The 23554-nt window shown below is 70.2% G+C and carries 18 protein-coding genes; 11 read left to right on the top strand and 7 right to left on the bottom strand.

Annotated features, from left to right (window positions below):
* Positions 1–355 precede the first annotated feature (355 nt).
* Both ACFYR3_RS32725 and ACFYR3_RS32720 read left to right on the top strand, forming a co-directional pair.
* On the top strand, positions 356–2140 hold the full coding sequence (locus tag ACFYR3_RS32725) for a glycosyltransferase family 2 protein (protein WP_389285548.1): 1785 nt from the start codon (positions 356–358) through the stop codon (positions 2138–2140).
* A 3-nt stretch (positions 2141–2143) separates the two neighbouring features.
* Positions 2144–4099, top strand: a complete 1956-nt coding sequence (locus ACFYR3_RS32720) for a galactose oxidase-like domain-containing protein (protein WP_389285546.1) — start codon at positions 2144–2146, stop codon at positions 4097–4099.
* Here ACFYR3_RS32720 and ACFYR3_RS32715 read toward each other — a convergent pair.
* Both ACFYR3_RS32715 and ACFYR3_RS32710 read right to left on the bottom strand, forming a co-directional pair.
* Positions 4092–5090 carry a glycoside hydrolase family 6 protein gene (locus ACFYR3_RS32715; protein WP_355853219.1) on the bottom strand — a complete coding sequence of 333 codons (999 nt, stop codon included), beginning with the start codon at positions 5088–5090 and terminating at the stop codon, positions 4092–4094. The two genes, ACFYR3_RS32720 and ACFYR3_RS32715, sit on opposite strands and share 8 nt — an antisense overlap.
* Positions 5091–5251: 161 nt before the next feature.
* Positions 5252–6235, bottom strand: coding sequence for a DUF5937 family protein (locus ACFYR3_RS32710; RefSeq protein ID WP_355853216.1), 984 nt, complete (start codon positions 6233–6235; stop codon positions 5252–5254).
* A 73-nt stretch (positions 6236–6308) separates the two neighbouring features.
* On the opposite strand from ACFYR3_RS32710, the gene ACFYR3_RS32705 reads away from it, so the two are divergent.
* The 4 genes from ACFYR3_RS32705 (at position 6309) to ACFYR3_RS32690 (ending at position 10442) form a co-directional block, all read left to right on the top strand.
* Entirely contained in the window at positions 6309–7592 is a 1284-nt protein-coding gene (locus ACFYR3_RS32705; RefSeq protein ID WP_355853213.1) for an MFS transporter, read from the top strand.
* 136 nt (positions 7593–7728) lie between these two features.
* A complete protein-coding gene (locus ACFYR3_RS32700) occupies positions 7729–8238 on the top strand; it encodes a MarR family transcriptional regulator (RefSeq protein ID WP_355853210.1) in 510 nt (169 codons plus the stop codon).
* 90 nt (positions 8239–8328) lie between these two features.
* Complete coding sequence (locus ACFYR3_RS32695) at positions 8329–8667, top strand: DUF3817 domain-containing protein (protein ID WP_355853207.1); 339 nt, start codon at positions 8329–8331, stop codon at positions 8665–8667.
* Between the two features lie 74 nt (positions 8668–8741).
* Positions 8742–10442 carry a methylmalonyl-CoA mutase family protein gene (locus ACFYR3_RS32690; RefSeq protein ID WP_355853204.1) on the top strand — a complete coding sequence of 567 codons (1701 nt, stop codon included), beginning with the start codon at positions 8742–8744 and terminating at the stop codon, positions 10440–10442.
* Positions 10443–10832: 390 nt separating this feature from the next.
* On the opposite strand, the gene ACFYR3_RS32685 is transcribed toward ACFYR3_RS32690, so the two are convergent.
* Positions 10833–11495, bottom strand: a complete 663-nt coding sequence (locus ACFYR3_RS32685; RefSeq protein ID WP_389285543.1) for a TetR/AcrR family transcriptional regulator — start codon at positions 11493–11495, stop codon at positions 10833–10835.
* A gap of 245 nt (positions 11496–11740) precedes the next feature.
* Here ACFYR3_RS32685 and ACFYR3_RS32680 point away from each other — a divergent pair, with 245 nt between their 5' ends.
* From ACFYR3_RS32680 to ACFYR3_RS32665, 4 genes are all read left to right on the top strand, one after another.
* Complete coding sequence (locus tag ACFYR3_RS32680) at positions 11741–12730, top strand: tetratricopeptide repeat protein (RefSeq protein ID WP_389285541.1); 990 nt, start codon at positions 11741–11743, stop codon at positions 12728–12730.
* A gap of 620 nt (positions 12731–13350) precedes the next feature.
* Positions 13351–13986 (top strand): DUF6230 family protein, encoded by a 636-nt coding sequence (locus ACFYR3_RS32675; protein WP_355853195.1) that lies wholly within the window; start codon positions 13351–13353, stop codon positions 13984–13986.
* Between the two features lie 120 nt (positions 13987–14106).
* Entirely contained in the window at positions 14107–14682 is a 576-nt protein-coding gene (locus ACFYR3_RS32670; RefSeq protein ID WP_355853192.1) for a DUF6114 domain-containing protein, read from the top strand.
* A complete protein-coding gene (locus tag ACFYR3_RS32665) occupies positions 14672–15979 on the top strand; it encodes a hypothetical protein (protein WP_355853189.1) in 1308 nt (435 codons plus the stop codon). The genes ACFYR3_RS32670 and ACFYR3_RS32665 overlap by 11 nt, the downstream gene beginning before the upstream one ends.
* A gap of 89 nt (positions 15980–16068) precedes the next feature.
* Here ACFYR3_RS32665 and pyk read toward each other — a convergent pair whose 3' ends face one another.
* The 3 genes from pyk to pta all read right to left on the bottom strand — a co-directional run bounded on the left by pyk (position 16069) and on the right by pta (position 20949).
* Positions 16069–17499, bottom strand: coding sequence for a pyruvate kinase (gene pyk / locus ACFYR3_RS32660; protein WP_261707211.1), 1431 nt, complete (start codon positions 17497–17499; stop codon positions 16069–16071).
* 73 nt (positions 17500–17572) lie between these two features.
* The gene (locus tag ACFYR3_RS32655) at positions 17573–18829 is read right to left on the bottom strand and encodes an acetate kinase (RefSeq protein ID WP_355853315.1); all 1257 of its coding nucleotides are present in this window, start codon (positions 18827–18829) and stop codon (positions 17573–17575) included.
* A 29-nt stretch (positions 18830–18858) separates the two neighbouring features.
* The gene (pta, locus tag ACFYR3_RS32650) at positions 18859–20949 is read right to left on the bottom strand and encodes a phosphate acetyltransferase (RefSeq protein WP_355853186.1); all 2091 of its coding nucleotides are present in this window, start codon (positions 20947–20949) and stop codon (positions 18859–18861) included.
* Positions 20950–21206: 257 nt separating this feature from the next.
* Here pta and ACFYR3_RS32645 point away from each other — a divergent pair, with 257 nt between their 5' ends.
* Positions 21207–22232: an ATP-dependent 6-phosphofructokinase gene (locus tag ACFYR3_RS32645; RefSeq protein ID WP_355853183.1), complete on the top strand. Its 1026-nt coding sequence runs from the start codon at positions 21207–21209 to the stop codon at positions 22230–22232.
* A 562-nt stretch (positions 22233–22794) separates the two neighbouring features.
* Here ACFYR3_RS32645 and ACFYR3_RS32640 read toward each other — a convergent pair.
* Positions 22795–23511 (bottom strand): helix-turn-helix domain-containing protein, encoded by a 717-nt coding sequence (locus tag ACFYR3_RS32640; RefSeq protein WP_389285538.1) that lies wholly within the window; start codon positions 23509–23511, stop codon positions 22795–22797.
* Positions 23512–23554: the final 43 nt, after the last annotated feature.

The following is a 23554-nucleotide window of genomic DNA, read 5'->3' as shown; positions in this document are numbered from 1 at the left end:
CATGCCGTTATGCCGGCATAACGGCATAACGGCATAACGGCATAACGGCATAGCGGCGTGACTGCATGACCTCGGGGCGCAGGCCCCGCGCAGAGAACCCCGGTCCCCAGGGCCGGGGTTCTCTCATGTCCCGGCGGCGGCGACGGCGTCGGTCGCCTGCGGCGCCACCGGCCCCGCGTGGGCGCGCAGTTCCACGCCCGCGGCCGAACGGCCGCCCCGGGGGCGAAAGTCCACCCGCCCGCACGACCCCCGCACCCAACCGGACGCGCCCCGTTCGACACGTCGTCAAAACTCCACTTATGTGTGGGTACCAGCCAGAACGATCACCGGACACGTTCAACCACTGGAGGGCGATGTGCGGCCCGAGGGCTACGACTACGACACCTGCAGCCGACTCGCCGGACCTCTGAACCAGCCGTCCGGCACGGGCTACCGGGTGCAGTACACCAAGCTCCTCTCGCGAGAACCGCACCGAGTGCGCGCCGTCCTGCTGATGACCCTCGCCCCCGTCCTCACCGGCGCACTCCTCGTCTACCTCGTGTGGCCCACCCGCTGGGTGGACCGCGAAGGGGGTGAGCCGTGGCTGATCGGCCTCGACACCACCACGCTCATAGCCATCGGTCTGATCGAGCTGTTCATGGTCGTCAACGTCATGAGCATCGCCCACGCGACGCTGGTCGCGTGCGACCCCGTTCCCGTCGTCCCCGCGCAGGGGACCCGGGTCGCCTTCCTCACCACCTACGTCCCGGGAAAGGAACCCCTCGCCACGGTCCGAGCCACCCTCGAAGGCGCGGTGGGCATCACCCATGCCGGTCGCCTCGACATCTGGCTTCTCGACGAGGGCGACGACGAGCGGGCCAGGGCCCTGTGCGCCGAGCTCGGGGTGAGGCACTTCACCCGCAGGGGGGTGCCCGAGTGGAACCGCCCCGAGGGAAGACACCGGGCGCGCACCAAGCACGGCAACTACAACGCGTGGCTCTCCCTGTACGGTCACGCGTACGATTTCTTCGCCTCCGTCGACACCGACCATGTCCCGCTGCCCGGATTCCTCGAGCGCATGCTGGGCTACTTCCGGGACCCCGACGTCGCGTTCGTCGTCGGCCCCCAGGTGTACGGGAACTACGGGAACCCCGTCACCAAGGCCGCCGAGTCCCAGCAGTTCCTCTTCCACGCCCTGATCCAGCGCGCCGGCAACCGCTACGGCTCGCCCATGTTCGTCGGCACCAACAACGTCGTCCGCATCGCGGCCCTCAAGCAGATCGGCGGGCTGTACGACTCCATCACCGAGGACATGGCCACCGGGTTCGAACTGCACCGGCACCGGAACCCCCGGACGGGCCGGCACTGGCGGTCCGTCTACACACCGGACGTCCTCGCCGTCGGCGAAGGACCCTCCTGCTGGACCGACTTCTTCACCCAGCAGACGCGCTGGTCGCGCGGCACCTACGAGACCCTGTTCAAGCAGTACTGGAAGGCACCGTTCACCATGCCTCCCGGCCGGCTGTTCTCGTACACCCTGATGCTCCTCTACTACCCGATGACGGCCGTCAACTGGCTTCTGGGCATGCTCAGTTGCTTCCTGTTCCTGTGGTTCGGGGCTTCCGGGACACAGGTGACGGCGTCCGTGTGGCTGATGCTCTACAGCGACGCCGCCGCCCTCCAGGTCTGTCTGTACCTGTGGAACCGGCGGCACAACGTCTCGCCGCACGAACCCGAGGGATCCGGCGGCCTGGCCGGCATGGCGATGTCGGCACTGTCGGCCCCCATCTATCTGAAGTCCCTGAGCGAGGCGCTGATCCGGCGCCCCAGCCGCTTCGTCGTCACCCCGAAGGGCCGCGACGCCAGCCCCGACCGGCTCCTGACCTTCCGCGTCCACCTCGGCTGGGCCGCGTTCCTCGCCGTCTCGCTCGGCGCGTCGGCCGTCCTCGGCCACACCCACGCGGCCATGCGGACCTGGGCGCTGCTGGCCATGGGGATCTCCCTCGCACCGGTCGCGGTATGGGTCCTCACCCTCCTCAAGGAGCGCCGGACCCGGCTCGTACTGCCCGCCCCGGCGCGGGGCCCGGTCCGCGAGGAACCGGTACCGGCCGCGGCCGGCACCCCCATCACGGTCACCGGCTCCACGACAGGAGGCACCTAGGTCATGGCGTACCGGCCCTCGAAGAAGACGAAGAAGACGGCGCTCGGCATCGCGGGAATCGCCGTCCTCGCGGGGCTCAACGCCCCGGCGGCGCTCGGCTTCGCCGGTGAGCAGTACCACGAGTACAAGATCGCCCAGCCCGCCTACCAGGCGAAGTACGGTTCCTGGAGCCGGATCGACATCCCCGCGAAGTACCGCACCAACGCGATCCACGCGGCCCTGCTGCACACCGGGAAGGTGCTCATCGTCGCCGGGTCGGGCAACGAACAGAAGAAGTTCGACAAGGGGTCCTTCGACACGGTCCTGTGGGATCCGAGGACGGACACCTTCAAGAAGGTCCCCACCCCGGACGACTTCTTCTGCTCCGGACACGCCCAGCTCCCCGACGGCAGAATGCTCGTGGCCGGCGGCACCGCCCGCTACGAACGGCTGGACGGCGAGGTCGTACGGGCCGGCGGCGGCATGCGCGTGAAGAACGAGAACCCCGACAGGGCCATCGTCCTCAAGAAGGGCACCGTCTTCCGCTCACCCGCAGGCGTCGACTACGTCAGCAGGGTCGACGTGACGGTCCCCAGGGCCAAGCGGGACCAGATCATCACGTACGACAAGGCCGGCGTCATGCAGCCCTGGAGGACCGAGGTCACCGCCGGCGAGGCCCGCGTCTTCGTGGAGGCCGAGGAGAAGGGACCGGCGTCGGTCACCGACCGGCAGGCCCAGTACGAGATCGTCGGCCTGCGCGGCGCGGACGCGCACAACACGTACGGCCTCTCGGAGAAGATCACCCTGGAGAAGCAGGACTTCCAGGGCATCAGGGCCGCCTACGAGTTCGACCCGAAGGCCGAGAAGTACATCCCCGTCGACCCGATGGACAAGGCCCGCTGGTACCCGACCCTCGTGGGACTCGACGACGGACGGGTCCTCGCCGTCTCCGGCCTCGACGACGTCGGGGTCATCGACCCCGGCGACAACGAGATCTACGACCCGAGGACCAAGAAGTGGAGCCCCGGCCCGCATCGTTATTTCCCCACCTACCCCGCCCTCTTCCTCACCAAGGGCGGCAAACTCTTCTACCCGGCCTCCAACGCCGGATACGGACCCGCGGACCAGGGCCGCGAGCCGGGCCTGTGGGACCTTCGGACCAACACGTTCCAGAAGGTGCCCGGCCTGCGGGACGCCGACCAGACGGAGACCTCCGCGTCGCTCCTGCTGCCGCCCGCCCAGGACCAGAAGGTGATGATCCTCGGCGGCGGAGGCGTCGGCGAGTCCAGGAAGTCCACCGCCCGCACCGCCATCGTCGACCTCAAGAAGGACAGCCCGGCCTTCCAGGACGGCCCCGACCTTCCCCAGGGCACGCGCTATCTGAACAGCGTGATCATGCCGGACGACTCCGTCCTCACCACCAGCGGCTCCAAGGACTACCGCGGCCGCAGCGCCAGCAACATCCTCAAGGCGCAGTTCTACGACCCCAAGGCCAACGCCTTCCATGAGGCGGCCTCCCCGGGTGTGGGCCGCAACTACCACTCCGAGGCGCTGCTCCTGCCCGACGGTCGCGTCGCCACCTTCGGCTCCGACCCGCTCTTCGACGACCAGCGGAACACCAAACTGGGCCACTTCGAACAGCGCATGGAGGTCTTCACCCCGCCCGCACTGCACAGGAACGGCAAGAACCGTCCGGTGCTGGGCCACGGCCCCGAGGAGCTCGACGGGAACCACCGGGCGACGTTCGCCACCGACCACCCGGAACGGGTCGTCAAGGCCCGGTTGATGCGCCCCAGCGCCGTCACCCACACCACGGACGTCGAACAGCGGTCGATCGAGCTGGGGCTGACGAAGACCGCGGACTCGGTCACCGTCGACGTACCGAGGGACCCCGCGCTGGTGCCGCCCGGCTGGTACATGCTCTTCGTGACGGACGCTCAGGGCACGCCCTCCGAGGCGAAGTGGATCCAGGTCAGGTGACGGAGTTGCGTGCCAGTTCCAGGGCGTAGTCCGGCCACCACCGGCCGGCCGCCGGGCCGCCCTCGCATTCTCCGTCCGACTCGCCCGGCCGCTTGATCCACAGGTAGGCGTCGAGGACCGGTTCACCGGTGGCCGTGGTGGGCGGCGTGCCCAGCGCCCGGCCCGGCGGGTTGCACCAGACGCCCTCCAGCGGGCCGTTGCCGTTGCGGCTGGTGTCGACGACGAAGTGCTTGCCGCCGAGCCGGTCGGAGAGGCGGACTCCGTACTGCTTGCCGGCGGCGTCCGTCTGGAAGTTGGAGACGTTGAGCGAGAAGCCGTCGGCGTTCGCGATGCCCGCGCGTTCCAGGGGCTCGACCAGCTTCCCGGAATCGAGGATCCAGGCGGGGTTTCCGGCGTCCAGGTACACCTTGGTGCGCGGCTGGCGCTTCAGCCGGACGATCGCCTCGTACAGCAGCTGCTCGCGCTCGTCCTGGTACTCGCCGGGCGTGCAGCCGTCCACCATGTGGGCGACCGCGTCCGGTTCCAGGACCACCAGGGCCCGGCCGTCGCCGAGGGCGTCGGCGAACCGGTCGATCCACTGCCGGTAGGCGTCCGCGTCCGCCGCCCCGCCCGCCGAGTGCTGGCCGCAGTCCCGGTGCGGGATGTCGTACGCCACGAACAGCGCCGTCCGCCCTTCCCGCGTCGCGGAAGCGGTCGCCGACCGGACCGCCGGGCCCGGGTCGAGCTCACCGGCCGGCCACAGGGCCACGGGCTCGTCCGCGATCCGCTTCAGCAGCAGGGCGTCCCGGGTGCGGCCCTGCCGCCGCCACAGCTCGATCTGCCGGGCGGCCGGGCCGGCCGGGTCGACCCAGAAGGGCGAGCGGGAGGCGGTGCCCGCCTGTTTCGAGGCGGCACCGACGACGGAGGCCTCGCCGACCTCGGGCGAGGACGTGCAGCCCGCCATGAGCCCGAGCACCGCGAGTGCCGCGAGAGCGTGGATCAGCCGGGGCATGCTGCTCCCTTGCGCGAAGGTGACGACCGGTCACCAATCGTTGCACAAGGGGGCATTTCGTCGAGGAAGCGGCGTGGCGTGATGAGCACTTCCGGTGCTCCCGGTGCTCCGGGTGTTTCTGGTGTTCCCGCTGTTTCTGGTTCCCCTGGTGCCCCCCGGGGTCAGTCGCCGCCCGACGCCAGCGCGATCCCGAGCGGCGTCCGCTCGTACAGCACCTGGTGCCCGTACCGGCGGGAGACGAGCAGGCCCGCGTCGCGCAGGGCGGCGAGATGCGCGGAGACCGACGACGGCGCCAGGCGCAGCCGGTGGGCGAGGGCCGTCGTGCCGGCCGGTTCGTCGAGCGCGGTGAGCACGGCGGCCCGGCCGCGCCCGAGGAGTCGTACGAGCGCGTCGGGCGTGCGGTCGGTCGGCTCCGCCCACAGGCCGCCGATGCCGCGCGCCGGGTAGACGAGGGTCGCCTGCCAGGGGGGTTCGAAGCCGCTGATCACGTCCGGCCAGGAGAAGACGCTCGGCATGAGGACCAGGCCCTGCCCGGCCAGATGCCGTTCGTGCCGGCCGCCGACGTCGATGGTCAGGGTGTGCGAGCGCCAGCCGAACCGCCGGTCGATCTCCGGGAGGAGTCCGCCGAGGCCGACCTCGGCGAGCCGCCGTGAGTGGAAGGCGACGTCGGCCTCCAGCAGGGCGCGCAGCCGTGGCCAGTCCGGTTCGACAAGGGTGTGCCAGGCCTCTTCCAGCAGGCCGGTCAGCTCGCGCACCATGCGGGCCGGGTCGGCCAGCAGGGCGCGGCCGCGCGGCGAGGCGAGGGCGCCGGGGGTCTCGGCGAGCGAACGCGCGCTCTCCTCGCGGGCCACGTCCGGGTCGGCCGCGCGGATCGCGGCGAGCTCCTCCTCGAAGCTCGCCGCCGGGCCGAGCGGGGGCGGGCCGAGCCAGTCGGGGGAGTAGCCGCGCTGCGGCATCAGCAGCCACAGCGGGGTGAGGTCGAGTCCGGCGGCCGCCGCGCGCATACGGCGCAGCCAGTGCGCGTGATAGCCGTGCCGCGCGGGCCGGTTGAGCGTGCGCACCGCCTCCTGCGTCTCCCACAGCGGCGACACCGCGAACCGGCAGTTGAGGAGGTCGTCCTCCGAGAAGTGCAGCAGTGACGGCATGGAACGACCCCGGAAGATTCGGCTGAAGCCGAAACTCTACGGGTCCGGGGCGGGTCCGGGCACGCTGTCGCCCATGCCAGAAGCAGAGACCAGCGCCCCGAGTACCCCGAGCGCGCCGAAAGGGGCGGGCGCCCCGGAGACCGTCGCCGCGCGCACCGGGTACGGTCCCGTGTTCGCCGTGCCCGAGTTCCGTGCCGTCTTCGCCGCGCACGCGTTCTCGTTGCTCGGACTCGTCGTCAGTGAGATCGCGCTCTCCGTCCTCGTCTACGACCTGACGGGGTCTCCGCTGCTGAGCGCCCTGACGTTCGCGCTCGGCTTTCTGCCCTATCTGATCGGCGGGACGCTGCTCGCGGGGGTCGCGGACCGCTTCCCGGCCCGTCGGGTCCTGGTGGTGTGCGATCTGGTGTGCGCGGGATGCGTGGCCGTGATGGTGCTGCCGGGCGCGCCCATCGCGGTGCTGCTCGCGATGCGGGCCGCGCTCGCCCTGGTCGCCCCGGTGTTCCAGGGGACGCGGACGGCGACCCTCGCGGACGTCCTCGGCGACGGGGAACTGTTCGTGCTCGGCCGTTCCCTGCTGCGGATCCTCTCGCAGAGCGCGCTGCTGGCCGGGTTCGGGACGGGCGGGCTGCTGCTCACCGTCGTGTCCCCGCGCCACGCGCTCCTCGTCACGGTCTGCACCTTCCTTCTCTCCGCCGTGCTGCTGCGGTTCGGCACCCGGCGGCGGCCCGCGCGGGCGCACCCGGGGCAGGCGCTCGTGCGGGACTCCCTCCGTGGTGCCCGTCAGGTGCTGGCCGACCGCCGGATCCTCGTACTGCTCCTGCTGTTCTGGGCGCCGTCGATGTTCGTCGTCGTGCCGGAGGCGCTGGCGGCGCCGTACGCCTCGGGGCTCGGGGCCGGTACGGCCGGGCTCGGCCTGCTGATGTGCGCGCTGCCCGTCGGCACGATCGCGGGGGAACTGTTCGCGGGTTCGCGGCTGCGGCCCGCGACCCGGAACCGGCTCACGCTTCCGCTGGTCAGCGTCACGCTGCTGCCCTACGCCGGGTACGCGCTGCGGCCCGGCCTCGGCTGGTCGCTGGTCCTGCTGGTGCTCGCCGGTGCCGGATCGGCGTACACCCTCGGCCTGGACCAGTGGTTCGTGCGGGCGGTGCCCGACGAACTGCTGGGGCGCGCCATGACGTTGAACACGGCCGGGCTGATGACCGTTCAGGGCGTGGGAATGGCACTGGCGGGGGCGGTGGCGGAGTTCGCCGGGGTGCGGGCGACGATCGTGGGCGCGGGCGTGCTGGGGACCGTGGTCTGTGCGGGCCTTGCGGTCGCGGCACGGCGTACCGAACACGGCGGGGCGCGGGGCGAGTAGGCAGGTGAAGGGAGAGGCGTGGAAGACACGCGGATCCAGTCGCTCGAACGGGCCCGGAACCCGGCCGCCGTGAGGGTGAATACCGAAACGCGAGACGGGGCTGACCACGATGTGACCGGCCGGTAAGGTCTTTGGCGTGCCGAAGCCGCTCAGTCTTGCCTTCGATCCCATCGCCCGCGCCGACGAACACTGGCAGCAGCGCTGGGGTTCCGTGCCGTCCATGTCCGCGATCACCTCGATCATGCGCGCGCACCAGATCCTGCTGGCCGAGGTGGACGCGGTCGTCAAGCCGTACGGACTGACCTTCGCGCGCTACGAGGCGCTGGTGCTGCTCACCTTCTCCAAGGCGGGCGAGCTGCCGATGTCCAAGATCGGCGAGCGGCTCATGGTGCATCCGACGTCCGTCACCAACACGGTGGACCGGCTGGTGCGGTCCGGGCTCGTCGACAAGCGCCCGAACCCGAACGACGGGCGGGGCACCCTCGCCTCCATCACGGACAAGGGACGCGAGGTCTGCGACGCGGCCACCCGCGACCTGATGGCGATGGACTTCGGGCTCGGGGTCTACGACGCCGAGGAGTGCGCGGAGATCTTCGCGATGCTGCGGCCGCTGCGCGTCGCCGCGCACGACTTCGACGACGAGTAGTCCGACGGCGGGCGGGGCGTCGTCGGCCGGGGGCGGGCGAGGCGTGGGGGCGCGTGAAGATCGCGCAAAAAGGGTGGTTACCCTCGTGCCATGAAGAAGAGCGTGTTGACCCGCTACCGCGTCATGGCCTATGTCACCGGCGTGCTGCTGGTCCTGTTGTGCCTGAGCATGATCGCCAAGTACGGCATGGGCGTCGACGGGGCCGCGGACTTCACCCGTGTCGTCGCCATCGCGCACGGCTGGCTGTACGTCGTCTACCTGATCTTCGCCTTCGACCTGGGTTCCAAGGCGAAGTGGCCGGTCGGCAAGCAGCTCTGGGTGCTGCTGGCGGGCACGATTCCCACGGCAGCCTTCTTCGTGGAGCGCCGCATCAGCCACGAGCTCGAATCTCAGGTCGCGGAGGCTTCTCCCGAGGTCGTCAAGGCCTGATCCACACCGCCGTACGGGATCGTACGGCGGTTTGCCATCGACATTTACTAGGACGTCCTAGTAAATTCGAGGGTATGGACGCTCACGCCATCGAGGAAGGCCGCCGACGCTGGCAGGCTCGCTACGACGCTTCGCGCAAGCGCGAGGCCGACTTCACCACGCTCTCCGGTGATCCCGTGGAGCCGGTGTACGGTCCCCGGCCAGGGGACAACTACGAGGGCTTCGAGCGGATCGGCTGGCCCGGGGAGTACCCCTTCACCCGGGGGCTCTACGCGACCGGCTACCGAGGGCGTACGTGGACCATCCGGCAGTTCGCCGGATTCGGCAACGCCGAGCAGACCAACGAGCGCTACAAGAAGATCCTCGCCAACGGCGGCGGGGGCCTCTCCGTGGCCTTCGACATGCCCACGCTGATGGGCCGCGACTCGGACGACGCCCGTTCGCTCGGCGAGGTCGGGCACTGCGGTGTCGCGATCGACTCGGCGGCCGACATGGAGGTCCTCTTCCAGGACATCCCGCTCGGTGACGTCACGACGTCGATGACGATCAGCGGTCCCGCGGTGCCGGTCTTCTGCATGTACCTGGTCGCCGCCGAGCGCCAGGGCATCGACCCAGCCGTACTGAACGGCACGCTCCAGACCGACATCTTCAAGGAGTACATCGCACAGAAGGAGTGGCTCTTCCAGCCCGAGCCGCACCTGCGCCTCATCGGTGACCTGATGGAGCACTGCGCCGAGAAGATCCCCGCGTACAAGCCGCTGTCCGTCTCCGGCTACCACATCCGGGAGGCGGGCTCCACGGCCGCGCAGGAGCTCGCGTACACGCTGGCCGACGGCTTCGGCTACGTGGAACTGGGGCTCTCCCGCGGGCTCGACGTGAACGTCTTCGCCCCCGGTCTCTCCTTCTTCTTCGACGCGCACCTCGACTTCTTCGAGGAGATCGCCAAGTTCCGCGCGGCCCGCCGGATCTGGGCCCGCTGGATGCGGGACGTGTACGGCGCCACCTCCGAGAAGGCGCAGTGGCTGCGCTTCCACACGCAGACCGCCGGCGTCTCGCTGACGGCCCAGCAGCCGTACAACAACGTCGTGCGGACCGCCGTGGAGGCGCTCGCGGCGGTTCTCGGCGGCACGAACTCGCTGCACACGAACGCGCTGGACGAGACGCTCGCCCTGCCGTCCGAGCAGGCCGCGGAGATCGCCCTGCGGACGCAGCAGGTGCTCATGGAGGAGACCGGCGTCGCCAACGTCGCCGACCCGCTGGGCGGTTCCTGGTACGTCGAGCAGCTCACCGACCGGATCGAGGCCGACGCGGAGAAGATCTTCGAGCAGATCAAGGAGCGCGGACTGCGGGCGCACCCGGACGGGAAGCACCCCATCGGTCCCATCACCTCCGGCATCCTGCGCGGGATCGAGGACGGGTGGTTCACCGGGGAGATCGCCGAGTCGGCGTTCCAGTACCAGCGCTCGGTCGAGAAGGGCGACAAGCGGGTCGTCGGCGTGAATGTCCACCACGGCTCCGTGACCGGCGACCTGGAGATCCTCCGGGTCAGCCATGAGGTGGAGCGTGAGCAGGTGCGGGAGCTGTCCTCGCGCAAGGAGGGCCGTGACGAGGCCGCCGTGCGCGGTGCGCTGGATGCCATGCTCGCCGCCGCGCGCGACGGGTCCAACATGATCGCCCCCATGCTGGAGGCGGTCCGCGCCGAGGCGACGCTGGGCGAGATCTGCGGTGTCCTGCGGGACGAGTGGGGGGTGTACACGGAGCCGGCGGGCTTCTGAACGGCCCCGGGCAGCCCGGCGCCCCTGCCTGTCTGGCATCCGGGCCGGGCCCGGGGCTCCGGGCTCTCGCTCCGCCACCGAGGCCTGCCCGGCGCCAGGTGCCCTTTTCTCGCCCCCTCCGCCCCTACCCGTCCCGTACCCGGGGGCTCCGCCCCCGGACCCCCGCTCCTCAATCGCCGGAGGGGCTGGATTTCCCTGGCCGGGGCTGAAACTTGCCGCGGCTGGGCTGAAATGTGGCGCGGCCACCACGATGCACCCGCAGTCGGCATCCGGTGCGAGGGGACGTGCCGGTACATCGATGCCCGTCGCCACCGACGGTCACGCCTCGTCCGACAGCGACGGGCTGATGCACCGGCGCGGCCCCGACCCACGACGTTCCCGCCGGCCCTGTCAGACCCCGGCCGGGCCCTCCGTCGAGGGAGGCGCCGGGTCGTCGGCTGCCGCTCCGGTGAGGCCGAAGAGCAGGACCCGGGTGAACGAGCGCACCCACTCCTCGTCCGCGGGTTCCGCGCTGACCAGGGTGCGATGGACGACCGCTCCGGCGACCACGTCGAAGATCAGCGCGGCGGTGCGGTCGGCGGCGACCGGGTCCTCCTCCGGCGGGAGTTCGCCGCGGGCCTGGGCGCGGGCACGGCCCTCCATGACCAGGCGCTTCTGCCGGTCGACGATGGACGTGCGGATGCGTTCGCGCAGCGGTTCGTCACGGGTGGACTCCGCCACCACGGCCATCAGCGCCGTCTTCGCCTCCGGACGGTCCAGGATCGCCGCGAACTGGAGCACCACGCCCTCGATGTCGGCGGCCAGACTGCCCCGGTCGGGGAGTTCCAGCTCGTCGAAGAGCTCGGCCACCGCGTCGACGACGAGTTCGTTCTTGCCCGCCCAGCGACGGTAAAGGGTCGTTTTCGCGACTCCCGCGAGGGTCGCCACGTACCCCAACGTCAGTTTGGACCAGCCCAGTTCGACCAGGGCCGTGCGCGTCGCCTCCAGGATCGCGGCGTCCGCGGCGGCGCTGCGGGGGCGGCCCGTACGGGCGGCCTGGGAGCGACATTGCATGTCAGTGACCATATCCGGCCGATTCAACAGCCATATCCGGCGGTTCTGTGAAGCCGTGAGGGAGATCACCGGGAGACGGTGCACGGGCATGCCCTCGCACAGTTACGCTACGACTCGTAGCGAAAGCTCGAACGCGGCGACAACCGCGCAGGCGTCAGGTGGGGACCCGGCGCCGAACACGCATGACAAGGCTTGGCTTTCACAACGCTTTTCACACGTGCGCGAGGAAGGGGGAGGATGTACTCATGCAGCCACGGAACATGTCCATGAGCGGAGTCGTCGACCTCGCCGCGGTGAAGGCGGCCCAGGAGGCCAAGTCGAAGGCGGAGCAGGCGCGCGCCGAAGCCGCCAGGCAGGGCGGCGGGGGTGGCGCAGTGACCCCCGCGAGCCTTGTCATCGACGTCGACGAGGCGGGATTCGAGCACGATGTCCTGCAACGCTCCACCGAGGTGCCCGTCGTCATCGACTTCTGGGCCGAGTGGTGCGAGCCCTGCAAGCAGCTGAGCCCGGTCCTGGAGCGGCTGGCCGTCGAGTACAACGGGCGCTTCGTGCTCGCCAGGATCGACGTCGACGCCAACCAGATGCTGATGCAGCAGTTCGGGGTCCAGGGGATTCCGGCCGTCTTCGCGGTGGTGGCCGGACAGGCCCTGCCGCTCTTCCAGGGAGCCGCCGCCGAGGCGCAGATCCGCGGGACCCTCGACCAGCTCGTCCAGGTCGCCGAGCAGCGCTTCGGCCTGACCGGCCTGACGGTCGACGCCGACGCCGACGCCGACGCCGAGCCGGGCGGGGCCCCGGCGGTGCAGGAGATGCCGGCCGGACCGTACGACGCGCTGCTGGAGGCCGCCGTGCAGGCGCTGGACGCGGGCGACTTCGGCGGTGCCGTCCAGGCCTACAGGAACGTGCTGGGCGACGACCCGGGCAATACGGAGGCCAAACTGGGCCTGGCCCAGGCCGAGTTGCTCCAGAGGGTGCAGAACCTCGATCCGCAGCAGGTGCGCAAGGACGCCGCCGAGAAGCCGGGAGACGCGCAGGCGCAGATCGCGGGGGCCGACCTGGATCTCGTCGGCGGCCATGTCGAGGACGCCTTCGGGCGGCTCATCGACACGGTGCGGCGTACGGCGGGCGACGACCGGGATGCCGTACGGCTGCGGCTGTTGGAGCTCTTCGAGGTGGTCGGGGCCGACGACCCGCGCGTGGTCGCGGCGCGCCGGGCACTGGCCCGCGCTCTGTTCTGACCAGTCCCTAAACGCCAGGGCCTGTGATGCCCAGGTGAAAGATTGGCCGACAGGGGTACATGTGGCCGCGCTTTACCAAAACTTGGTAAACGCGGCCGCTGTTACTCGTAGTAAGTCGAGGGCGTTGAACTGTCTGGTTCCGTCCGGCATTTGACCGTTGTGTCACCCCCGACGGTGCCACCCTGTGTCGCCACCCGATACCGACGGGTCGTTCTTCGGTTATCCCGCCGTTACTAGCGAGTAACGAACCCCCTTGTGCACGCGGCGAGAATGCACCACGATCGGCGACGCTCGGTCCATTCCCGCACCCCGACAGCCAATCGGGTCGGCGGACTTTCTGGGTCCCCACCGAGTAGGGCCGACGGCCAGTGCGGTCGGTTCTTGGGCAGGGGGGTCTTTGCCGTCCGGCGGAGCCTGTCCAGCAGGTTGTGCGTGATGTGTGTCAGGCGCGACCAGTGGTTGTCGCTCGGGGGTGATCGCCGGTGATTCGGGTGCAATAGCACCTCAGGGTCAGGCGCTCTCCTTCCCGAGGACGTAGCACTTCTCCCATCCCTGCCCGGCTGAGCCGCCGCAACGTGGCAGTCAGGGCCAGGAGATGTACGTCCGAGAAGGAGGAAAATATGATGTCCCAGGTGCGTGGCGGGACCAGATGGAAGCGGTTCGCCGTCGTCATGGTGCCCAGCGTGGCAGCCACGGCAGCGATAGGTGTCGCCCTCGCGCAGGGTGCCCTCGCCGCGTCGTTCAGCGTTTCCGGTCAGTCGTTCAAGGTGTCCGCGGACAAGCTTGACGGCCAGGGCTTCTCGCAGTACGGAGCTCTCGACACCGGTACCAGCCTCGACGGCAAGACGGCACTGCACCCCGTCGCGGTGTCGGCGTTCAAGAGCGCCGACATCACCAACATGTGCCAGTCCGTCGTGACCCCGGGTATCCCTTACCTCGGTTCTGTCAGCCTCGTGCTGAAGGCCGGCGGCAGTGGTACGCCGGTTCACGCCGACAACCTGTACATCGACGTCGAGGACCTCGGTGCCGACGCGACGTTCCGTGGCATCGACATCGGTGTCGCCGCCAAGGACGCCAGCAAGGGTCCGGGCATGAAGGGCGGCGGCGAGCAGGCCAACCCCTACGGGTTCGCCCAGCAGGCCGACTCGGCCACGCTGACCGACGTGAAGCAGACGGCGTGGGCGACCACCGCCGGCACGTTCAAGCTCAGCGGTCTGAAGATGTCGGTGTCCGCCGGCACCCACGAGTGCTACTGAGCACCCCAGGGGTGGGCGAGGAGGCCTAGGCCGCTTCGCCCGCCCCGCCGCTCCGCCCGTCGTACGCGGAGCGTTCAACGCGTACTTCTCACAGCAATGCCGTTCCAGGGAGCTGTTTCCATGAGCGCCGAGACTCCTGCCGCGCCCGGCCAGAACGATGAGCACTACCTTCAGGCGTTCCGGCGGATCTTCCGGAACTGGAGGGGCGACCGCCCGTTCTGGGCCGGTCTGTTCATCGTGTTCGGCGGATTCCCCATCGCCTACTTCCCGTACGCGCACCTTCAGCTCGGTCATCTGACGCTGGCGATGTCCACCACAGCCGGCGCGGGTTCCCTGATCATCGGCGTACTCCTCGTCGTGCTCGGGATCAGCCTCTGGTTCCAGAAGCACGTACGGACGTTCGCCGGTGTCGCCGCGATCCTCCTCGCTCTGGTGTCCATCCCGGTGGCCAACCTCGGCGGTTTCCTGGTCGGCTTCCTGTTCGCCCTGATCGGCGGCGCCATGGCGGTCTCCTGGGTTCCCGGCGAACCCGACGAGGGGTACTCCGCGCAGCGGTCCCTCGACAAGGACGGCCTGCCGGACAGCGCGGCGGCCGAGCCCGTCGGGCCCGAGGCGGCGGACGGTGCGGGCGACCCGAACGATCTGTCAGGAACGAGCCCGAGCAACGGGGCGGACGGGAGGCACAGTGCCGGCTGACAAGGTGACCCACGGGACTGATGTGGAGGAGTCCCGTGTGAGAACCGGGCCGCGCCACGCGGCCCCGAGGAAGCCGCTGCTCACCAGGTTGCAGATGCCTGCCGGCAAGGCGATAGCCATAGCGGCGATGCCGACGGCGGTGCTCATGGGAATGGGCTTCACCCCGACGCTCGCCCAGGCCGACGACCACTCCACGTCCAAGAGCCTCACGGCGGACGAGTACCAGGCGTGCGTCGAGGCCGTGACCGGCAAGGACGCGTCGGAGACGGCGTCGCCCTCCGCCACGCCGAGCGCGAGCGCGTCCTCCGACCAGGCCACACCGACCCCCTCCGCGTCATCGGAGTCCGCTGAGCCGGGCAACACCTCTTCGTCGGATTCAGGTTCCGACGACAAGGCCACGCCCACGCCCTCCGCGTCCTCCTCCGCGAGCACGTCCGACAAGTCGGACAAGGCGGCGGACAGCAGCGCGTCCACGCCGACCCCCTCGGCGTCCAAGAGCAGCACGAACCCGCTCGACCCGCTGGGCGTCGGCGACGCCATCAAGGACATCCTCACGCCCGACGAGACGGCGAGCTCCACACCCGCGCCGTCCGCCTCGGCGAGCACGAGTGCGCCCGCGGACACCGCGTCCGGCGGCACGAGTGCCTCCGACACCGTCAAGGACACGACCGACAAGGTCACCGACACGGTCAAGGACACCACCGAGAAGGTCACCGACACGGCGTCGAAGGCCGCCTCGGACACCACCGAGACGGTCAAGAAGGCGGCCGACGCGGCCACCGAGTCGCCCAGCCCCTCCGCGAGCGCCACCACGAACGCCGCGGACTGCCCGGTCGCGACCGACGACCAGGGCGGCGTGGACAACCCGGTCACCCTGCCGGTCGACCCCTGGTACCTCAACGCCAGTTCGCTGCTCCTCAAGGGCGCCGACTACCAGGGCATCGTCAAGGTGAGGACCGCCGACGGCACCGTCAAGAAGGTGCTGAAGTACGTCATCTCCGACGGCACCGACATCGGGGACCTGCACCAGACGGTGGAGGACAAGCAGAGCGGCAAGACCTACCACGTGCAGGCTGCCAAGGGCACGACGTCCACCATCCGTGACGGCAAGACGATCATGTACACGGAGAGCATCTCCGGGAACCTGCTCGGGCTCATCCCGGTCACGTTCGACCCGGACAACCCTCCGCCGCTGAACATCCCGCTGATCTACTTCACCAACGTGAAGGTCGTTCAGGCCGGTCAGTTCGGTGGCACCCTGACCGTCCCCGGACTCCACCAGTACACGACCGGCTGAGTCGTCCAGAGCCCGTCCGGGAGCCGCACAAACGCTGAGGGCGCCCCTGTTCGCAGGGGGCGCCCTCAGCGGCGTACGGAAGCGGGTGATCAGGCGTGGTGGACCTCGCCCAGGTGGTGCACCCGGACCATGTTGGTGGTGCCGGGGACACCGGGGGGCGAACCGGCGGTCATCACGACGACGTCGCCCTCGTTGAACCGCTTGAGCTTCTGCAGCTCGCGGTCGACCAGTTCGACCATCTCGTCGGTGCTGTTCACGAACGGCACGACGTGCGACTCGACGCCCCAGCTCAGCGTGAGCTGGTTGCGGGTGCCCTCGTCCGTGGTGAAGGCCAGGATCGGCTGCGCGGCGCGGTAGCGGGACAGCCGGCGGGCGGTGTCACCGGACTTGGTGAAGGCCACCAGACCCTTGCCGCCGAGGAAGTCGGCGATCTCGCAGGCGGCACGGGCGACCGAACCACCCTGCGTGCGCGGCTTCTTGCCCGGGACCAGCGGCTGCAGGCCCTTGGAGAGGAGCTCCTCCTCGGCCGCGACGACGATCTTCGACATCGTCTTCACGGTCTCGACCGGGTACGCGCCCACGCTGGACTCGGCCGACAGCATGACCGCGTCCGCGCCGTCCAGGATCGCGTTGGCCACGTCGGAGGCCTCGGCGCGCGTCGGACGGGAGTTGGTGATCATCGACTCCATCATCTGGGTCGCGACGATCACCGGCTTGGCGTTGCGGCGGCACAGCTCCACGAGGCGCTTCTGCACCATCGGCACCCGCTCCAGCGGGTACTCGACGGCCAGGTCGCCACGGGCCACCATGACGGCGTCGAACGCAGCGACGACGCCCTCCATGTTGTCGACCGCCTGCGGCTTCTCCACCTTGGCGATGACGGGGACGCGGCGGCCCTCCTCGTCCATCACCTTGTGGACGTCGTTCACGTCGTCGGCGTCACGCACGAAGGACAGGGCGACCATGTCGCAGCCCATCCGCAGGGCGAAACGCAGGTCCTCGACGTCCTTCTCCGACAGCGCCGGCACGTTCACGGCCGCGCCGGGCAGGTTGATGCCCTTGTGGTCGGAGATCACGCCGCCCTCGATGACGACCGTCTTGACCCGGGGGCCGTCGATCTCGACGACGCGCAGCTCGACGTTGCCGTCGTTGATGAGGATCTGGTCACCGTGGGAGACGTCCCCGGGCAGACCCTTGTAGGTCGTTCCGCAGATGTGCTTGTCACCCGGCACGTCCTCGGCCGTGATGACGAACTCGTCGCCACGCTCCAGCTCGACGGGGCCTTCGGCGAAGGTCTCCAGGCGGATCTTCGGGCCCTGCAGGTCGGCGAGCACGCCGATGGCGACACCGGTCTCGGCCGAGGCGGCCCGGACACGGTCGTACCGGCCCTGGTGCTCGGCGTGGGATCCGTGGCTGAAGTTGAAACGGGCCACATTCATGCCGGCCTGGATCAGCTCGACCAGCTTCTCGTGGGAGTCGACCGCGGGGCCGAGAGTACAGACGATTTTCGAACGGCGCATGGGGCGATCCTATCGGTTTGTTTCGCTACGGAATATTCCGTCTGGTGGAAGATACAAATGGGCGGGCGGGCGCTCAGGCGTGGCTCTCCGGCCCGCTCAGGCGTTGCCCTTTTCCGACCAGCGCATACGTCTGTGTGGCGATCTCCAGTTCCTCGTCCGTCGGCACCACCGCGACCGCGACCCGCGCGTACGGCGGTGAGACGATCCGGGGCCCACCGCCGCGCACGGCGTTCAGCTCGCCGTCGACCGCGAGCCCCAGTTCCTCCAGGCCCGTGATCGCGGCCTCGCGCACCGGGGCTGCGTTCTCGCCCACTCCGGCGGTGAAGACGACGGCGTCCACCCGGCCGAGGACCGCGTAGTAGGCGCCGATGTACTTCTTCAGCCGGTGAATGTAGATGTCGAAGGCGAGCCGCGCCTGCTCGTCGCCCTCGTCGACACGGCGGCGTATCTCCCGCATGTCGTTGTCGCCGCACAGACCGATCAGACCGCTCTTCTTGTTGAGCAAAGTGTCGATCTCGTCCGTGGACATTTTGCCAACGCGCTCCAAATGGAAGATGACGGCCGGATCCACGTCACCCGAGCGCGTTCCCATCACCAGACCCTCCAGGGGCGTGAGCCCCATCGAGGTGTCCACGCACCGCCCGCCCCTGACCGCCGACGCCGAGGCGCCGTTGCCCAGATGCAGCACGATGACGTTGACCTCCTCGGGCGCCTTGCCGAGGAGCTCGGCGGTCGCCCGGGAGACGAAGGCGTGCGAGGTGCCGTGGAAGCCGTACCGGCGGATGCGGTGCTCGTCGGCGGTCGCCACGTCGATCGCGTAGCGGGCGGCCGACTCCGGCATCGTCGTGTGGAACGCGGTGTCGAAGATCGCGACCTGGGGAAGGTCGGGGCGCAGCGCCATCGCGGTGCGGATGCCGGTGAGGTTCGCCGGGTTGTGCAGCGGCGCCACCGGGATCAGCCGCTCGATCTCCGCGAGGACCGCCGCGTCGATGACGGTCGGTTCGGTGAAGGTCCTCCCGCCGTGCACCACCCGGTGTCCGATCGCGGCCAGCTCGGGGGAGTCCAGGCCGAGTCCGTCCACGGCCAGTTCCTCCGACACCGCCTTCAGCGCGGCCTCGTGACCGGCGAACTCGTCGGTCCTCTCACGGGTCTCACCCGTCGTCAGCGCGGTGTGCCGCAGCAGGGAGGTTCCCTCACCGATGCGCTCCACCAGACCGACGGCGAGCCGCGAGCTGTCGCGCATGTCGAGCAACTGGTACTTGACCGACGAGGAGCCGGAGTTGAGGACGAGGACGCGCGTGGCCGGCCGGGAAGCGGGCTCGTCGGTCACGTCGGCGGAGGAGGGGGACGGGTGGGCGCTCACTGCTGGGCAGCCTTCTGGTCGGGGGCCTGGGACTGGATCGCCGTGATGGCGACCGTGTTGACGATGTCCTGGACGAGCGCGCCGCGGGACAGGTCGTTGACGGGCTTGCGCAGACCCTGGAGCACCGGGCCGACGGCGATCGCGCCGGCCGAACGCTGCACGGCCTTGTAGGTGTTGTTGCCGGTGTTCAGGTCGGGGAAGATCAGCACCGACGCCTGCCCGGCGACCTCCGAGTCCGGCAGCTTGGTCGCCGCGACCGACGGCTCGACGGCGGCGTCGTACTGGATCGGCCCCTCGATCCTCAGGTCGCCGCGGCGCCGGCGCACCAGCTCGGTGGCTTCGCGCACCTTGTCGACGTCGGCGCCCGAACCCGAGGTCCCCGTGGAGTACGACAGCATCGCGATCCTCGGCTCCACGCCGAACTGCTCCGCGGTGGCGGCCGAGGAGATGGCGATGTCGCAGAGCTGCTCGGCGTTCGGGTCGGGATTCACCGCGCAGTCGCCGTAGACCAGGACCTTGTCGGCCAGGCACATGAAGAAGACGGACGAGACGATCTTCGACTCCGGACGGGTCTTGATGATCTCGAACGCGGGCCGGATGGTCGCGGCCGTCGAGTGCACGGCCCCCGACACCATGCCGTCGGCGAGGCCCTCCTGCACCATGAGCGTCCCGAAGTAGTTCACGTCCGCGACGACGTCGTAGGCCAGCTCGACCGTGACTCCCTTGTGGGCGCGCAGTTCCGCGTACTTCTCGGCGAAGGAGTCGCGCAGCGGCGAGGTCACGGGGTCGATGAGCTGGGTGGCGCTGATGTCGATGCCGAGGTCGGCGGCCTTCTTGCGGATCTGGTCGACCGGGCCGAGCAGGGTCAGATCGCAGACACGCCGACGCAGCAGCACCTCGGCGGCGTGCAGGACGCGCTCCTCGGTCCCCTCCGGAAGCACCACACGGCGCCTGTCGGAGCGGGCCTGCTCCAGCAGCTTGTGCTCGAACATCATCGGGGTGAGCCGGTCGCTGCTGGGCGCGGAGACCCGGTTCAGCAGGTCGGTGGTGTCCACGTACCGCTCGAAGAGGCCGAGCGCGGTCTCCGCCTTGCGGGGCGTCGCCGCGTTCAGCTTGCCCTCCATGGCGAACAGCGCCGTCGCGGTGGGGAAGGAGTTCCCGGCCACCGAGACCACCGGGGTGCCGGGTGCGAGACGGGCCGCGAGCGTGAGGATCTCCTTGCTGGGCCGCTCGTCCAGGGTGAGCAGGATGCCGGCTATGGGAGGAGTGCCGGCGCTGTGCGCGGCGAGCGTGCCGATCACCAGATCGGCCCGGTCCCCCGGGGTGACCACAAGGCATCCCGGGGTCAGCGCCCGCAGGAGGTTCGGCAGCATCGCGCCGCCGAAAACGAAGTCGAGCGCGTCACGGGCGAGCCCCGCGTCGTCCCCGAGGAGCACCTTGCCGCCGAGCGCGTGGGTGATCTGCGCGACGGTGGGAGCGGAGAGCGCGGGCTCGTCCGGAAGGACGTAACAGGGCACCGGAAGCCGGGAGTCGAGCCGCTCCAGGATCGCCGTCCGGTCCTCAGGGGCCACCCGGTTCACCACCATGGCGAGGACGTCGCATCCCAGCCCGTCGTACGCGCGGTAGGCGTTGCGCGCCTCGGAGCGCACCGACTCGGCACTCTGGTCCCGGCCGCCGACGACCGGGATCACGGACGCGGCGAACTCGTTCGCCAGGCGGGCGTTGAGCGCCAGCTCGTCGGGGACCTGGGTGCCGGCGAAGTCGGTGCCGAGGACGAGGACGACGTCGTAGTCGCGGGCGACCAGGTGGAACCGGTCGACGAGCGTGGACACCAGTTCGTCGGTGCCCTGCTCGGCCTGGAGCGCGGACGCCTCGTGGTAGTCCATGCCGTACACCGTCGCCGGGTCCTGCGCCAGCCGGTAGCGGGCCCGCAGCAGCTCGAAGAGCCGGTCCGGACCGTCGTGCACGAGCGGACGGAACACCCCCACCCGGTCGACCTGGCGGGTCAGGAGCTCCATGACCCCCAGTTCGACGACCTGACGGCCGTCACCTCGGTCGATCCCGGTCACGTACACGCTGCGCGTCACGCGTGCTCTCCATCCGTTTCGTCGCCAGGCTGATTTCTGGGCTCGGAAAAAGGGCCCACCAACGTGAGCAGAACCCTCTTGACAATACCTCCGGCGCTGGCTAAGACGCCCGCCAGGGCAGGCGTGCCGGGCGGCCGGGACGGGCGTTTCCGGCGGCTCGGCGGATGGGCCGTAGGAGGGAATCGGCGGCCCACCCCGGGCCGTGAAACAATCGAACCGGCTCACACGAACCAGCAGGGAGCAGGAGACACAGCACGATGCGCATCGGAGTTCTCACCGCAGGCGGCGACTGCCCTGGCCTGAACGCAGTGATCCGGTCGGTCGTGCACCGAGCGGTCACCAACTTCGGGGACGAGGTCATCGGCTTCGAGGACGGCTACGCCGGGCTCCTCGACGGCCACTACCGCACCCTCGACCTCAACGCCGTCAGCGGCATCCTCGCCCGCGGCGGCACCATCCTCGGCTCCTCCCGGCTGCAGCGCGACCGGCTCCGCGAGGCCTGCGACAACGCGCAGGACATGGCCCGCGAGTTCGGCATCGACGTGCTCATCCCGATCGGCGGCGAGGGCACGCTCACGGCGGCCCGGATGCTGGCGGACGCCGGCCTGCCCGTGGTCGGCGTGCCGAAGACGATCGACAACGACATCTCCGCGACGGACCGCACCTTCGGCTTCGACACCGCCGTCGGCGTCGCCACGGAGGCCATGGACCGTCTGAAGACCACGGCCGAGTCCCACCAGCGCGTGATGGTCGTCGAGGTCATGGGCCGGCACGCCGGCTGGATCGCCCTGGAGTCCGGCATGGCGGCCGGCGCCCACGGCATCTGCCTGCCCGAGCGCCCCTTCGACCCCTCCGACCTCGTCGCGATGGTCGAGGAGCGGTTCGCGCGCGGCAAGCGGTTCGCCGTCATCTGCGTCGCCGAGGGCGCCCACCCCGCCGAGGGCACCATGGACTACGGCCACGGCGCGATCGACAAGTTCGGCCACGAGCGCTTCCAGGGCATCGGCACGGCCCTCGCCTACGAGCTGGAGCGCCGCCTCGGCAAGGAGGCCAAGCCGGTCATCCTCGGCCACATCCAACGCGGCGGCACGCCGACCGCGTACGACCGTGTCCTCGCCACCCGCTTCGGCTGGCACGCCGTCGAGGCCGCGCACCGCGGCGACTTCGGCAGGATGACCGCGCTGCGCGGCACGGAGATCGAGATGGTGCCGCTCGCGGACGCGACCACCGAACTGAAGACGGTGCCGAAGGACCGGATGGACGAGGCGGAGTCGGTGTTCTAGTCCCCTCGGGGACGAGAACACCGGCCGTGCGCCCGGGGTCCGGCCGTGCGCCCGGGGTCCGGCCGTGCGCCCGGGGTCCGGCCGTGCGCCCGGGGTCCGGCCGTGCGCCCGGGGTCCGGCCGTGCGCCCGGGATCCGGGGCGGGGCCCGAGGCCCGGCGTCCGGCCCGAGGCCCGGCCAGGGCCCGACGCCCGACGCCCGGCGAGGGCCCGACGTCCGACCAGGACCCTGCACCCGCCGGGGCCCTGGCTCCGGCGTCCGGCCCCTGGCTCCGGCCCGTCGCCTCCGGCGTCCGGTCTGGCTCCGGCCCCTTGTCCTGGGTGCCCGGAGCGCCGCTCTTCGTGGTCGGGGCGTTCGCGGTCGGAGCTGCACCTTCGTGGCCGGGACCTTGCCTTCGTGGTCGGGGCCCTGCCTTTGTGGTCCGAGTCCTGCTTTCGGGGCCCCTCGCTGCCGTCGTCGGTGTCCCGCCCTCGCCGTAGGTGTCCCCCTGGCCGTCGGGGGCTCGCCTTTGTGGCCGGGGCCCCGACTTCGCGGTCGAGGCCCCGTCCTCCTGGTCGGGTGTCTCAGTACGGGATTCTCTGGACCGTTTCCCAGAAGTGGTCGACGACCCGGTCGAGGAAGTCCCGGCCGGACTCGCCCGACCCGGTGGCGGCCGAAACCCCGCCCCAGTTCAGCGTGGCGACCATCTGCCCCTGGTAGTCGGTGTGCATTTCCTCCAGCACGCTCTCCAGGAGGTGCCGGTCCAGGGGCACCACCTTCCCGACCGGGCGCACGTAGGCCTGCCAGCGCGTGGTCACGGCGCTGCGCAGCAGGTCGGCGAGCCGGCCGTCGCGGCCCGTCACGGTGATGAAGTCGGGCAGCGAGAGTCCGAGCACCTCGGCGAGCGCGGCCGACTGCCGCTCGTTGCCGCGCCAGCTGCCGGACTCCTCCATCCGCTGGTAGGCGAGGAGTTCGATCCCGACGGCGTGTGCCACGTCCTCCGGGGCGAGATCGCGGGCGACGCGGTGTTCGCGCAAGGTGCGCGGGGTGCCTATGAGTTCACCCGCCGAGCACCACAACACGCCTGCGAGGGCGGTGAGTTCGGGGCTGCTCGGCGCGGTGATGCCGTGCTCCCAGGCGGTGACGAGATCGGGCGTGACGTACGGCAGCCCGTACGAGGCTCTCAGTCCGTACGCGACATGCTCGGGCCCCATTCCGAGCGCTGTCCGCAGTCTTCGGGCGGCCGGGGCGTTGAAGGGCGGGGTGGGCTGTTGGGCTTGCGGTCGGTGCACGCGCCACAAAGTATGGGTCCGGGGCAGCGATGACTACGGTCTGTTCGGCCAC

It is taken from the genome of Streptomyces sp. NPDC005784 (genome assembly GCF_042871525.1).
Lineage (GTDB): Bacteria > Actinomycetota > Actinomycetes > Streptomycetales > Streptomycetaceae > Streptomyces.
This window is presented reverse-complemented; position numbering and strand designations above follow the sequence as displayed.

What these genes read in the sequence shown, in the direction of transcription:
- ACFYR3_RS32645 (WP_355853183.1), top strand. Translation starts at nt 21,207, where the DNA reads ATGCGCATCGGAGTTCTCACCGCAGGCGGCGACTGCCCTGGCCTGAAC.
- ACFYR3_RS32680 (WP_389285541.1), top strand. Translation starts at nt 11,741, where the DNA reads ATGCAGCCACGGAACATGTCCATGAGCGGAGTCGTCGACCTCGCCGCG.
- ACFYR3_RS32705 (WP_355853213.1), top strand. Translation starts at nt 6,309, where the DNA reads ATGCCAGAAGCAGAGACCAGCGCCCCGAGTACCCCGAGCGCGCCGAAA.
- ACFYR3_RS32690 (WP_355853204.1), top strand. Translation starts at nt 8,742, where the DNA reads ATGGACGCTCACGCCATCGAGGAAGGCCGCCGACGCTGGCAGGCTCGC.
- ACFYR3_RS32715 (WP_355853219.1), bottom strand. Translation starts at nt 5,090, where the DNA reads ATGCCCCGGCTGATCCACGCTCTCGCGGCACTCGCGGTGCTCGGGCTC.
- ACFYR3_RS32685 (WP_389285543.1), bottom strand. Translation starts at nt 11,495, where the DNA reads ATGCAATGTCGCTCCCAGGCCGCCCGTACGGGCCGCCCCCGCAGCGCC.
- ACFYR3_RS32670 (WP_355853192.1), top strand. Translation starts at nt 14,107, where the DNA reads ATGAGCGCCGAGACTCCTGCCGCGCCCGGCCAGAACGATGAGCACTAC.
- pyk (WP_261707211.1), bottom strand. Translation starts at nt 17,499, where the DNA reads ATGCGCCGTTCGAAAATCGTCTGTACTCTCGGCCCCGCGGTCGACTCC.
- ACFYR3_RS32675 (WP_355853195.1), top strand. Translation starts at nt 13,351, where the DNA reads ATGATGTCCCAGGTGCGTGGCGGGACCAGATGGAAGCGGTTCGCCGTC.
- ACFYR3_RS32695 (WP_355853207.1), top strand. Translation starts at nt 8,329, where the DNA reads ATGAAGAAGAGCGTGTTGACCCGCTACCGCGTCATGGCCTATGTCACC.
- ACFYR3_RS32720 (WP_389285546.1), top strand. Translation starts at nt 2,144, where the DNA reads ATGGCGTACCGGCCCTCGAAGAAGACGAAGAAGACGGCGCTCGGCATC.
- ACFYR3_RS32710 (WP_355853216.1), bottom strand. Translation starts at nt 6,235, where the DNA reads ATGCCGTCACTGCTGCACTTCTCGGAGGACGACCTCCTCAACTGCCGG.